Here is a 12,688-nt window from a genome sequence, read left to right as displayed (position 1 = left end):
GACCAAGACCGCAGGGGGTGTGTCGATGTTTTTACGTTTTGAGCCGCAGCCGGGAGTGCCATCCCTGGCACTGTTGCGCTTCAGCGCGGGTATGCCGCCCGGCCATGAACCCGCTCCTTGCGCCCTGCCGTCAGGCGATAGGCGATACCCAGCCAGACAAACCATGCCGGCATCACGCACAGCGCCAGGCGGGTGTCCGGGCGCAGGGCCAGCAGGCACAGGACAAACAGCAGGAAGGCCAGGGCAAACCAGGCCATGGGCACGCCGCCGGGCATCTTGTAGCGCGAACGGGCGTGCAGTTGCGGGTGCTTTTTGCGGTAGGCGATGTAGGACGCGAGGATGGTCGACCAGGTGAAGATCACCAGGATCGCCGACACCGTGGACACCAGGGTGAAGGCGGTCATCACCTCCGGAACCACATACAGCAGCAACACCCCCAGCAGCATCAGCAGGGTGGTGAAGCTCAGGCTGATGACCGGCACGCTCTGGCCCGACAGGCGCTTGAACAGGCGCGGCGCATTGCCCTGGTCGGCGAGGCCGAAGAGCATGCGGCTGGCCGAGAACACGCCGCTGTTGGCCGAGGAAGCGGCGGAGGTCAGCACCACGAAGTTGACGATGCCCGCCGCCGCCGGGAAGCCGGCGATCAGGAACAGCTCGACGAACGGGCTCTTGTTCGGCGACACCTGCTGCCAGGAGGTCACGGCGATGATGCAGGCCAGGGCCAGCACGTAGAACAGGATGATCCGCAGCGGTATGGCATTGATGGCCTTGGGCAGGGTGCTATGAGGGTCGCGGGTTTCCGCGGCGGCGGTGCCGATCAGCTCGGTGCCGGCGAAGGAGAAGATCGCCATCTGGAACCCGGCGAAGAAGCCCAGCAGGCCGTGGGGAAAGGCCGCTTGCCGGTCCAGCAGGTGGCCCAGCGAGGCGGTCACGCCCGAGGGCGAGACGAACGAACTGGCGATCAGCACCAGGCTGACGCCGATCAGGGTGACCACGGCGATGATCTTGATGATGGCGAACCAGAACTCCACTTCGCCGAACAGCCGCACCGTGAGCACGTTGAGGGCGAACAGCGTCAGCATCATGCTGACCGCGGGCATCCAGGCCGGCACCCCGGGGAACCAGTACTGGAAGAAACCGCCCACCACCACGGCGTCGCCCACCACCGCCACGCTCCAGCTCAGCCAGTAGGACCAGCCGAGAAAAAACGCCGCGCGCGGCCCCAGGTAGGCGCCGGCAAAGTCGGCGAAGCTCTTGAATTGCAGGTTCGACAGCAGCAGCTCGCCCATGGCGCGCATCACCAGGTACACGAACAGGCCGATGATCATGTAGATCAGGATGATCGAGGTGCCGGACATGGCGATGATCTTGCCCGAGCCCATGAACAGCCCGGTGCCGATGGCGCCGCCCATGGCCATGAGCTGGATATGACGGTTATGCAGGGTGCGTTGCAGCACGGGGCGCGCAGGGGCCCCGAGGGTATCTGGAGTCATCACAAAACCTCTTGATTTTATAGTTGTCGAGTTTTGGCAGTGCAGGGTGGCTGGGGCTGCGCGCTGTGGTTGTAGGTCGGGGTGGCGCAACCGGTTCGGGTTGGGCCGCTGCGCAGGGGCACGGGGCGTTTTCCCGTGCAGCGGCCATGGGGGTATTGCCTCAGCCGCTGGCCAGGCGGCGCGGGGCGCCTGTGGCGGCGTCGGGGTCCTGGCCGATCAGTTGGTACAGGTCCTTGATGTTGGCCGGGGTCGGCACCAGGTGGATCCGCTCGCCAATGCCGTGTTCGCGCGCCTGGTCGTGCAGGTAGCGCAGGGACGAGAAGTCCTCCAGGGCAAAGCCTACCGAGTCGAACACCGTGACCTGCCGGGCATGCTCGCGGCCCGGTTCCAGGCCCTGGGCGATGCGGAAGTATTCGGTCACCGCAAAGTCCGCCGGCAACTGCTGGATATCACCCTCGATGCGCGTTTGCGGCTCGAACTCGACGATCACCCGGGCATTGCGCAGGATCTCTGCGTGCAGCTCGGTCTTGCCCGGGCAGTCGCCGCCCACCGCGTTGAGGTGCATGCCGGGCTCGATCAGCTCCGGGGTGAGGATGGTGGCGTAGGCCTTGTCCGCGGTCACCGTGGTGACGATGTCGGCGCCCTTGACCGCATCGGCCACCGACTCGGCGATGCGCACCTTCAGGCCCGGCCAGGCTTGCAGGTTGTGCTTGAGCTTGCGGGAGGCGGCCGGGTCGATGTCGAAGATCCGCAGCTCGTCGATGCCGAGCATGTCGTGGAAGGCGATGGCCTGGAACTCGCTCTGGGCGCCATTGCCGATCAGCGCCATGGTTCGGCTGTCCGGGCGCGCCAGGGCACGGGCCACCAGGGCCGAGGTGGCGGCGGTGCGTACCGCGGTGGTCAGGGTCAGTTCGCTGAGCAGCACCGGGTAGCCGCTGTCCACCTCGGCCAGCACGCCGAAGGCCATGACCGTGAGCAACTGCCGGGCCGGATTGCCAGGGTGGCCGTTGACGTACTTGAAGGCGTACTGCTGGCCATCGTCGGCGGGCATCAGTTCGATGACTCCGGTGGGCGAGTGGTTGGCGGTGCGCGGGGACTTTTCGAAGGCTTGCCAGCGCAGGTAGTCGGCCTGGATATAACCGGCCATTTCACGGATCGCCCTGGCGACACCCAGGCGCTTGTACAGCGCCGCTGCCTGATCCACATCGATAAACAAGGTCATGGTGATTTCCCTCTCGGTCGGAACGTTGAACACTGCGGGAGAGCGCGCCTGGCGCGCGCTAGCGGTTGGCATGGCCGTGCAGCACATTGACCGCATTGATGCCGATCTCATCCACCATGTAGCCGCCTTCCATCACAAACAGGGTGGGCGTGCCCACCGTGGCGATGATCTGGCCCATGCCGAGAAAGTCTTCGCTTTCCAGGAGGAAGTGGCTGATGGGGTCGTCCTTGAACGTGTCCACGCCCAGGGACACCACCAGCAGTTCGGGAGCGAAGGCCCGCAACTGTTTGCAGGCCAGCTCCAGCGCTTGGCGGTAGTGCTGCCAGGTGGTGTTCTTCGGCAGGGGCAGGTTCAGGTTGCAGCCTTCGCCGGCCCCGCTGCCGCGCTCGCTGGCATGGCCCGAGAAGTAGGGGTAGGACACGGCCGGGTCGCCGTGTAGCGAGACGAAGAGCACGTCGCCACGGTCATAGAAAATGTTCTGGGTGCCATTGCCGTGGTGGAAGTCCACGTCCAGCACCGCCACCCGCCTGGCGCCCCGGGTGATGGCGTGCTGCGCGGCGATGGCGGCGTTGTTCAGGTAGCAGTAGCCGCCCATGTATTCCCGTGCGGCGTGATGCCCCGGCGGGCGGCACAGGGCGAAGGCGCTGTCCTGGCCTTCATCGATCAGGGCCAGGGCGGTGAGGGCGATATCGGCGCTGGTGCGCACTGCATCCCAGGTGGTGGCGGTGATCGGCGAGCCGGCGTCCATGGCGAAGAAACCCAGCTTGCCGTCGATGAATTCGGGCACCTGCTGGTTGGCCAGGTCGCGCACCGGCCACACCAGGGGCAGGGCGTCGTGGCTGCGGCCGGTGGCGGTCCATTCGCTCCAGGCGTTTTCCAGGAAGCTGACGTAACGTTCGCTGTGGGCCGCCACGTAGCAGGCGCGGTCGAAGCGCCGCGGGCCGATGATCTCGCCAAGCCCCACGTGGCGCACCCGGTCTCGCACCGTGTCGGCGCGGCTGGGTTGCTCGAAGGAGGGCTTGAGCACGCCATCCTTCAATTCGGTGCCATGGTGCAGGCGGTGGGATTCGCTGAAGACGGTAAGCATGCTGAACGCATCCATTGTTATTGTCCGGTGCAAATAGTTTGTTCCGGCATGGCTGCTAATTCTTTGCTTTTTGTTCGGGTGCAATTAGAGTTTTGGGTAATATTTTTCCCGTTGGTGGCTGATTGTGAAAAAAACGACTCGCAGCGTTAACCTCGACGACACCGACCTGGCGATTCTTGCGCTGTTGCAGCAGGACGCGAGCATTTCCAACGCCGAGCTCAGTGAGCGCCTGTCCCTGAGCCTTACCCCCTGCTGGCGGCGGCGCAAGCGCCTGGAGGAGGAGGGGGTGATCAGGGACTACCAGGCCAACCTCGACCGGCGGCTGCTGGGGCTGGACATCCTGGCCTTCGTCCATGTGCGGTTCGCCACCCACTCCGACCAGACCCCGGACGATTTCGAGACAGTGATCATGCGCCTGCCCGAGGTCCAGGCCTGCCACAAGATCACCGGCGACGCCGACTACCTGCTGCAGGTGCTGGCCCGTGACCTGGACAGCTACAGCGACTTTGTCGAGCACGTGCTCAGGCGCCAGCCGGGCATTGCCTCGATCCAGTCCAGCCTGGCGCTGCGCGAGGTCAAGGCCACCAGCCGTCTGGCGATTCCCCAGCCGCTACCCAGGTAGGCCGGCATCAGATTTCCGATTTTTTTATGCCGGGCTATTCAATGATTGCCCTGCAGGTACTTTCGGCGCGGTCGTGCGCTCGCGTTCCAGCGAGGCAGGCAACAGCAGTGTTGAGCAGGCCATGGATGCAGAAGCAGCAGCGCCTGGCTGCGGCGCCGCCCCGGCCCCAGGGCCTACTGAAATTCGCCGGACTCCAGGCAGAAGGCGACCAGGGCCTGGTCGCTGTCCAGGTTGAGCTTGCGGATCGCCGAGATCTTCTGCGCACTGACGGTCTTCACGCTGCGCTTGAGGTTGGCGGCGATCTGCATCATTGATTCGCCGCGCACGAAATGCCGCAGCACTTCGTATTCCTTGGGCGTAAGGCTGCTCAGGCCGTCGGCCATGGAGCGCAGCGGGCTGCTGTTGAGCTCGTTCTGCACCAGGCTCGGCGGGTGGTGGATGCGCCCCTGGCGGACGTTCTCCAGGGCGCTGAGCAGCTCGCTCATGTCATGGCGCTTGGGCAGTACCGAGCGCACGCCGATGTCATACAGTGCGGCCACGATCATCGGGTTGGACATCATGGTCAGCACCAGTACCTGGACCCTGGGGAAGTGCCGGATCAGGTAGGTCACCAGGCGTATGCCATCGCCGAAGGTCGGGTCGCCCTCCATGAAGTAGTCGGTGATGACCACGTCGATCCGCGGGTCATCCGAAAGTTGCTGGACCAGGGCACTGGGGGTGGTGACAGCCGCCACCACCTCGTACTGGCCGGTCTTTTTCAACAGGTCGCTGACGGCAGCGAGCACCAGGGGATGATCGTCGGCCAGGGCAACGCGTATTTTTTTCATGGTGGACACGATCCATTGTCAAAAGGGAATGCGCAGAAATGCGGGTACTAGGAGCGTTCATTCGAGCTGGCTGATGTCTTGCAAGGCGTGCAGCAGCATCAGGCTATGCGCGCGCGTGGTAGCCGTCAAACCGCTCTGGCGCAGGCTCTGTCCCAAGTCGTGGACCTGCAGGATCAGCGCTTCCTGGCCAGCCACCGCCAGAGACCCGCGCACCCGGTGCAGCAACTGGAAGATGCGCTCGTAATCCTCCTCGTCCAGGGCCTGGCGCAGGTGTTCCACGTCCTGGCCCATGGTGCGGGCAAACAGTTCCCGCAGGTTCGGCGGCAGGCCATCAGCAGGCGCGTTGCCAGGCGCGGCTGCCGGCTCGGCGAGCGGCTCAGGGGCGAGGCTGGTGAGCCGTGCCAGGCTGGCCCGCAGGGTCTGCAACGGCACTGGCTTGACCAGCCAGGCGTCCATCCCGCAGGCCTGGCAGCGGGCCTCTTCGTCGCACATGGCATTGGCGGTGATGCCGATGATCGGCCGGTCGTCCCCGGCGGCGCGCAGGATGCAGGTGAGTTCGTAGCCGTTCATGCGCGGCATGTTGACGTCGGTCAGCAACAGGTCGTAGTCGCCGATGCGCCACAGGTCCAGGGCTTCCGCGCCATCGGCGGCCAGGGTATTGCGGCAGCCCAGTTGCTGAAGCTGATGGCTCAGGGTCGCCTGGTTGATCGGGTTGTCCTCGGCCACCAGCACGTTCAGGCCCAAGGGGGCCAGAGTGGCGATGTCCCGGGCCGGCAGTTCCGGTTCGGCAGGAGCGTCGGGCGCGCCGCCCAGGGTGCGTTCCAGCAAGCGGCCGATGGCATAGTAGTCGCCGGCCTCGGCCAGGCCCGCACCGGGGGTGCGTTGCTGGCCGCCCAGGTCGATGCGCAGCAGCCCGGGGGGCAGGGCCTCGGACGCTTCGGGGCGGTCATCGAACAGCCGCAGGAGAACGCCCTGGCCCTGGGGAGGTGGGGCCGTAGCGTCCACGGGGGTGGCCTGGGCGTGCCACTTCTGCAGCCACTGGCAGAGGTTGTCGGTGAGTTCGTGGTGCGGGCTTTGCACGTAGATCCGCGCGCCGCCCAGGTCGGGCTGGTGCTCGGCGTCGGGGTCGCTGGCCACCGGCAGTTCCAGCTGCATGGAGAAACTGCTGCCCAGGCCCAGCTCGCTGGTGAGGTGGATCTGGCTGCCCATCAGCGCCGCCAGCTTGGCGCAGATCGACAGGCCCAACCCCGCGCCGTGGACTGTGTGGGAGTGGGCGTCGATCTGATAGAAGGGGATGAACAGCTGCTGCTGTTCTTCCTTGCCGATACCGATACCGGTGTCCGCCACCTGCAGCGACAGCAGCACCCGTCCCTGGCTGCCGGGCTCGGCCCGGGCGCGCACTATCACCTGGCCCGAGTGGGTGAACTTGACCGCGTTGCTGATCAGGTTGGTGAGGATCTGGCTGATCCGCCCCGGATCGCCGAGCAGGGCTGGAGGCAGTTCTGGATCGACCCAGGAAAACAGCAGCAGGCCCTTGTTCCGGGCACTGTCGACAAAGCTTGCGGTGCAGCGCTGGACCAGGGCCCTGGGATCGAACAGCTGATCCCCCAGGGACAGCTGGCCGGATTCGATGCGGGTGATGTCGAGGATGTCGCTGATGATCTGCAGCAGCAGCCCGGAAGACACCTGGATGCGTTCGAGCAACTGGCGCTGTTCGCGATCCAGGTCGGTCAGGCCCATCAGTTCCAGGGAGCCGAGCACCCCGTACAGCGGCGTGCGGATTTCGTGGCTCATGGTGGCGAGGAACACCGACTTGGCGCCGTTGGCCTTGTCGGCCGCCTGTTTCGCCTGGGTCAGTTGCTGCTCCATCTGGGCCCGCGCACTGAGGTCGGCAAAGGCGCAGATCAGCACATCCTGGTTGCGGTAGCGGGTGGGGGCGAAGGCGATGTAGAACGAGCGTCCGTCGAAGCTCTGGTAGTTCTCGATCTCCCCCGGCTCCCGGGCCCGGGCGATGTGCTCCAGCAATGCCGGGTCCAGACCGCTGGCGTCCAGGCTCTGGCCGACCTGGGTGGTGAACCATTTGAGGGCCAGGTTGTTGGCGAAGACGATCCGCCGGTCTTCGCGGCTGAGCACGCACAGGGCCACTGGTGTGGTCTCCAGCAGGGTGCGGCTGAACTGATGGTTTTCCACCAGCTCGGTGTGAGCCTGTTGCGCCGGCGCTATGACCCGGCGCTGGTACCAGCGCGCATAGACCCTGGCGGCCAGGGGGCTGAGCAACAGCAGCAGGAAGATCGCCGCCAGGGACCAGGAGTGGCCGAGGAACAGGGCGCGGTAGCTCAACAGGTAGTAACCGCTCCAGTGGCCGCTGGCGTCGTTGATCCGGAACACCAGGCCGTCGCTGCGTACGTTGGCCCCCTCGTGCAGCGCCAGGGGCGCCGGTTCATCCCCCAGCAGCAGGCCGTCGAGCCGGCCTTGCAGCCAGAACTTGTCGTAGAAGTGCCGCCGCTGCGGCGTGGTGAAGACGTTGATGCGGTCCCTGTAGGTGAGGCAGGCAGCATAGGTGCCGGAACTCTGCAGGCCGCTGCCGGGGGCAAGGTTGTGCAGGGCGGTGAAGGCGATCATGTGCTGGGGAAAGTCCTTGAGACGGATCCAGCGGATCGCGTCGCTGTCGCTGCTGGTAGCGCTGGCGCGCACCGCATGCAGGCCTGCCAGGACCAGGGGTGTGGTCAGCCGCGGCCAGCGGCTGCCGATGGTGGGCACGGTAAAGCTGCTGCCGGCACCGGCGTCCACCACCAGCAGGGCCGAAGCGGGAAAGCTCGAGCGCACCCAGAAGCTGGAGTAGAGATCGGCCAGGTAGCGCCCAAGGCCGGCTGCTGCGCCGCTCTGGTGGGGGCATTGGGCCTGGTCCTGGCAGACCAGGGTGAAGGGGGTTTCCACTGAGGAGGGGTTGCCCTGGAACAGGGTCGCGCCCACCGCCTCCTGTTGCTCCATGAGGTGGAAGAGCTGCGCCGGATCCTGGTCCGTGTCCCTGTATTGCAGGCGCTTCTCGCCGGCCAGCCGCTGGAGCAGGGCTTGCTGCTCGCTCATGTAGCGGGTCAGCAGTTGGAAGTCCACGGCAATCCGTTCCTGTTCTTGGCGGATGATCCGCTGGCCGCCCCAGAACAGCGCGCCGCCCATGACCAGCAGCAACGGCAGAATGAGGAACAGCACGAGATTCAATCGTCGGAAGTTTTTCGCGATGCGGCGTAGCGGGATGTCTGGCATGGGAGAGAGGAGGCGGGCCGGGTAGGTGACGAAAAGGGTGGAGTAACAGTGCATCCCAGCAGTTGTGTGAAGGCGTCCAGCTCCAATGCAGCGGAAATAAGATACCCCTGGGCACTGTCGCAGCCAATCTGGCGCAGAAATTCCAGGTCACGGGCCGATTCCACGCCCTCGGCCACCACTTCCAGGCCCAGTTGCCGGCCCAGTTGCACCGCCGCCACCAGGGCTGCGGCGCGGGCATCGTCGGCTGCGGCGCCATGCACGAAGTGGCGGTCGATCTTCATCTCGGTAAAGGGCGTGGAGATCAGGCTGTACATGGAACTGTAGCCCATGCCGAAGTCGTCCTGTGCCAGGCCGAAGCCTTTGAGGCGCAGGCGGCTGGCGCCCATATGATACTGCCCGGGGGACAGTGGCCGCTCGGTTTCCAGCAGCTCGAAGCAGATATCGCTGGTGGCCAGCCCCGAGGCGAGGGTGATCTGCTGCAACTGGTCGGGCAGGCCGGGGTCGTCCAGCAGTCCGGTGGGCAGGTTTACCGATACGCTGAGGCGGTGGCCCAGGCGTTGCCAGTGCTGCTGCGCCTGGAGGGCGTCGTCGAGCATCAGCAGCAACAGCGCATGGTCCAGCTGGCAGCGGCTGATGGAGGCAAGGAACGAGTCCGGCATCAGCAGCCCAAAGGACGGACTGTTCCAGCGCACCAGGGCCTCGGCGCCGACGATCCGGCCAGTGCTCAGCGAGCGCCGGGGCTGGAACCGGGCCTTGAGCTCGCGGCGTTCGATGGCCCGCTCCAGGACCTGGCGGTCGAACACCGCCTCGTGCTCGGGCCGGGCTGCCAGCACCGGGTCCTGGCTGTTGCCGATGATGGCGCTGATCTGCTCGACGTGGATCGCTTCCAGGGGCTTGGGGAAGGTGCCGAGTACCGCCAGGCCCTTCTCCTTGGCCATCAGGCTGACGCTGTTCATCAACCGCCGCGAGCAGGACGAGACGATGGCCAGGATCGGCACCTGGTCGACACCGGTCAGGGCATGGATGAACTGCACCCCATCCATTTCCGGCATGTGCAGGTCCACCAGCACCAGGTCGTAGACCTGCCGGTGCAGCATGGCCAGGGCCTGGCGCGCATCGAGGGCGCTGTCCACCCGGCCGAACCCGGCCGTCTGCAACAGGTGCCGGGCCTGCAGGCAGTGGATCGGATGGTCGTCCAGCACCAGGACTCGCAGGGGCTTGAGCATGCTCAAATGACTTTCCTCTTGATGGATTGCAGTACCTCGCTCAAGGCGTCCAGGGGTACCGGCTTGATCAGCAAATGACGAATTCCGGCCGACTCGCAGTGGCTGCGCAGCGCCGGGGAGAGCTCACCGGTGATACCGATGATGGGGCCGCAATACCCCCGCTCGCGCAGGGTGCGGGCAAACGACAGACCGTCCATGTGTTCCATCTGCAAGTCGGTCAGCACGCCGTCGAAGGACAGCAGGTCGGTGCGTTTCAAGGCATCGACGGCGCTGGCGCAGGCCACCATCCGGTTGCCCAGGTAGCGACCCTGCTGAAAGATCACCTGCAGCGACAGGGTGCTGTCGTCCACCGCCAGCAGCTTGAGGTCCAGGCTCGGGGCCAGGGCTTCGGGGGAGGCGAAGCACCGTTCGACGACGATGCCGGACTGGGCCTGGGCCACGGCGTTGCGCAGGCTGTCGAGGCTGAAGGTGCGGGCCACCCAGCTGTCGCCGGCCTGGCGCTGCGGCGGGCCCATGCCGGGGGCGTGCATGAGCACCCGCGGGCCGCTCCAGGCCACTGGCCGCGAGGGGCCGAGAAAGGCTTCCACCAGCACCGCCTTGCGGGTCGGCGGGTCGCGTTCGGCCACGTAGGGAATGGCCAGGGCGCCCCAGCGGCGCAACCAGTGGCAGAGGTTGAGATTCACTTCCTGGATATCCCCGCGCACATACACCGGGGTCACCCCCAGGCGCGGCAGGTCCGGCGCCGGGGCGGCGGTGCAGGGTTCCAGAGCCAGGCTGAAGCTGAAGCTGGAGCCCAGGCCCGGTTCGCTGATGGCGCTCAACTGGCCCTGCATCATCGTCGCCAGCCGTTGGCAGATGGCCAGGCCCAGGCCGGTGCCCGACGCCTTCTGGCCCAGCCAGCTGGGCACCCGGTAATAGGGTTCGAACAGGTTGGCCTGGAACTCCGGGGCGATCCCCGGGCCGCTGTCCACCACCTGAAAGCGCAGGCGGGGCGCCTGGCTCGGGCCCGCCTCGGCATGCAGGCGCAGCACCACATGGCCGGACTCGGTGAACTTGATGGCGTTGCTCACCAGGTTGTTGAGGATCTGGCGAATGCGTTCGCCGTCGCCCACCACTCGCTCGGCGACATTCGGGTCCAGGGTCACGTACAGGCGCAGGCCCTTGCTGCGGGCCCGGGCCGAGTAACTGAAGGCCACTTCTTCCACCAGCCGCACCGGGGAGAAGGGGGCGCTGGTGAGGCTCAGGCGGCCGGACTCGATCAGTGACATGTCCAGGGTGTCGTTGATGGTTCGCATCAGCGCCGAGGATGCTTGCTGGGTGGCTTCCAGGTAGTCGCCCTGCTGGGCGCTGAGGGCGGTGGTGCGGAGCATTTCCAGAGAGCCGAGGATGCCGTACATGGGCGTGCGGATCTCGTGGCTCAGGGTGCTGAGGAACAGGGTCTTCTCGCGGTTGGCCTGGTCCGACAGCAGCTTGGCTTGCAGCAGCGACTGCTCGGCCATCTTGAAGTCGGTCACGTCGCTGATGCAGCACAGCACCGCCGCCACGCCGTTGTAGCCGGTGGGGGCACAGGTCAGCTGGATGAAGGTGCCGTCGTCCAGGGCATGTTCGATGGCATGCACCCGGGCAGGCGGCTCGCCGAGGATGCGCTCGCGCAGGTCGGGCACCGAGGCCAGCCAGCGGCGCCCGGATTCATTGCACAGGATCAGCCGGCCGTTGTCGCGCCGCATCAGGCACAGGCCCACCGGCGCCACCTCGATGAAGCGCCGGTTGAGGGACACGCTGTCTGCCAGGGCGCTGTAGTGGCGCACTGCGGGTTCTACCAGGCGCAGGCGGATGTAGCGCGCGCCGAGAAAGATCACCGCGAACAGAAGCAGGGTCACCAGCAGGGTGGTGTACAGCGGGCCACGGCTGTCGCGCAGCAGTTGGCTGACCGGTGCGTAGTACACCAGGCGCCAGCCGGCGTTGCCCACGGATTTATTGAGCACGATGTAGTCGGGCAGCCCGCCCAGGCGGTGCAGGCCGAAGGAGTCCTCGTCGGCCTGCAGGCGCGACAGGCTGCCGGGCACTTGCCAGTTGGCGCTGTGCAGCACCAGTGCGCCGTCGGCGTCATACAGCAGGTATTTGCCCTGGTGCAGGCCCAGAGGGTCCAGGGCCAGGTCGATCTCGGTGAGCTCCAGGCCCAGCCAGCCCTCGCTGGCGTGATGCTCGTCCACCGGGCGCAACAGGTACACCTGCTTGTTGCCGTCGATGCCGGCCCAGTACCACAGGGTCCGGGCCTCGGGGTGTCGGGCCAGCAGGTCCTGTACCGCACGCTGGTCGAGTTGGCGCAGCCAGGGTGCGTCCACGGCCTTGCTGGGGGGCTGGCCGGTGCCGGTGGCCGCTGGCTCGTAGAGAGTGCTGACCAGGCCCTGTTCCGGCACCAGGTACAGCAGCTGGCTGTGGGTGCTGTCCACTTCCACCAGGTCGCGGGCAGTCAGCACCAGGGCCCAGCGCCGGGAGGGAGTACTGCCGAAGGGCAGTACCCGCAGTTGCTCGTTACTTGCCAGAAAGTTGCGCGCCGTTGAACTAAGGCGCTCATCGCTAGTGCGCACGGCCGAAGAAGAAATGGCCTTCAACAGGCTTTCCCGTTGATTGAAGAATTGTTGTGCGTTAAATGCCGCTGCGTTCATTTGCCGGCGGTAGTTGGAGAGGGTTTCATTAAGTGACCAGTGGACCACGAAACCGGCAATGATCAGGATGCAGGACAGCAGGCTGAACATGAAAAGGCGCAGCAGGACCACCGGGATATAGGACCCGTAGAAGTGGCTGGTAAACGCAGGGAAGTGGGCTTGTGTATGCATCGGCCCATAGTAAGGAGAACTATCTATATCCCTCTTCAGAATATTCTTAATGCCAGGGGCTTTAAGAAGATTCTCATTTTTTAGTTCACCTATTGACTTCAGGCTTT

General features: G+C 65.7%; 8 protein-coding genes. 1 reads left to right on the top strand and 7 read right to left on the bottom strand.

What is annotated here, in order from left to right; translation table 11 throughout:
- Positions 1 to 80: 80 nt before the first annotated feature.
- The 3 genes from ABCR88_RS20245 to ABCR88_RS20235 all read right to left on the bottom strand — a co-directional run bounded on the left by ABCR88_RS20245 (position 81) and on the right by ABCR88_RS20235 (position 3,802).
- Positions 81 to 1,493, bottom strand: coding sequence for an amino acid permease (locus ABCR88_RS20245; protein WP_350403265.1), 1,413 nt, complete (start codon positions 1,491 to 1,493; stop codon positions 81 to 83).
- Between the two features lie 160 nt (positions 1,494 to 1,653).
- Complete coding sequence (locus ABCR88_RS20240; protein WP_041118872.1) at positions 1,654 to 2,715, bottom strand: ornithine cyclodeaminase; 1,062 nt, start codon at positions 2,713 to 2,715, stop codon at positions 1,654 to 1,656.
- 58 nt (positions 2,716 to 2,773) lie between these two features.
- Positions 2,774 to 3,802 (bottom strand): histone deacetylase family protein, encoded by a 1,029-nt coding sequence (locus ABCR88_RS20235; RefSeq protein ID WP_026020116.1) that lies wholly within the window; start codon positions 3,800 to 3,802, stop codon positions 2,774 to 2,776.
- A gap of 121 nt (positions 3,803 to 3,923) precedes the next feature.
- Between ABCR88_RS20235 and ABCR88_RS20230 the strand changes: the two genes are divergently transcribed.
- Complete coding sequence (locus ABCR88_RS20230) at positions 3,924 to 4,424, top strand: Lrp/AsnC family transcriptional regulator (protein WP_026020117.1); 501 nt, start codon at positions 3,924 to 3,926, stop codon at positions 4,422 to 4,424.
- Positions 4,425 to 4,597: 173 nt separating this feature from the next.
- On the opposite strand, the gene ABCR88_RS20225 is transcribed toward ABCR88_RS20230, so the two are convergent.
- Genes ABCR88_RS20225 through ABCR88_RS20210 form a run of 4 tightly spaced genes read right to left on the bottom strand, consistent with a single transcriptional unit; the run spans position 4,598 to position 12,581 of the window.
- Positions 4,598 to 5,251 carry a response regulator transcription factor gene (locus ABCR88_RS20225; RefSeq protein WP_041118871.1) on the bottom strand — a complete coding sequence of 218 codons (654 nt, stop codon included), beginning with the start codon at positions 5,249 to 5,251 and terminating at the stop codon, positions 4,598 to 4,600.
- A 57-nt stretch (positions 5,252 to 5,308) separates the two neighbouring features.
- Positions 5,309 to 8,461: an ATP-binding protein gene (locus tag ABCR88_RS20220; protein ID WP_350403261.1), complete on the bottom strand. Its 3,153-nt coding sequence runs from the start codon at positions 8,459 to 8,461 to the stop codon at positions 5,309 to 5,311.
- 5 nt (positions 8,462 to 8,466) lie between these two features.
- A complete protein-coding gene (locus tag ABCR88_RS20215) occupies positions 8,467 to 9,741 on the bottom strand; it encodes an EAL domain-containing response regulator (RefSeq protein WP_041118869.1) in 1,275 nt (424 codons plus the stop codon).
- Positions 9,742 to 9,743: 2 nt separating this feature from the next.
- Positions 9,744 to 12,581 (bottom strand): ATP-binding protein, encoded by a 2,838-nt coding sequence (locus ABCR88_RS20210; RefSeq protein WP_337155023.1) that lies wholly within the window; start codon positions 12,579 to 12,581, stop codon positions 9,744 to 9,746.
- Positions 12,582 to 12,688 lie beyond the last annotated feature (107 nt).

Source organism: Pseudomonas sp. W17, assembly GCF_040268305.1.
Taxonomy (GTDB): domain Bacteria; phylum Pseudomonadota; class Gammaproteobacteria; order Pseudomonadales; family Pseudomonadaceae; genus Aquipseudomonas; species Aquipseudomonas protegens.
The sequence above is the reverse complement of the archived record's forward strand: the minus strand, read 5'-3'. Positions and strand labels throughout refer to the sequence as shown.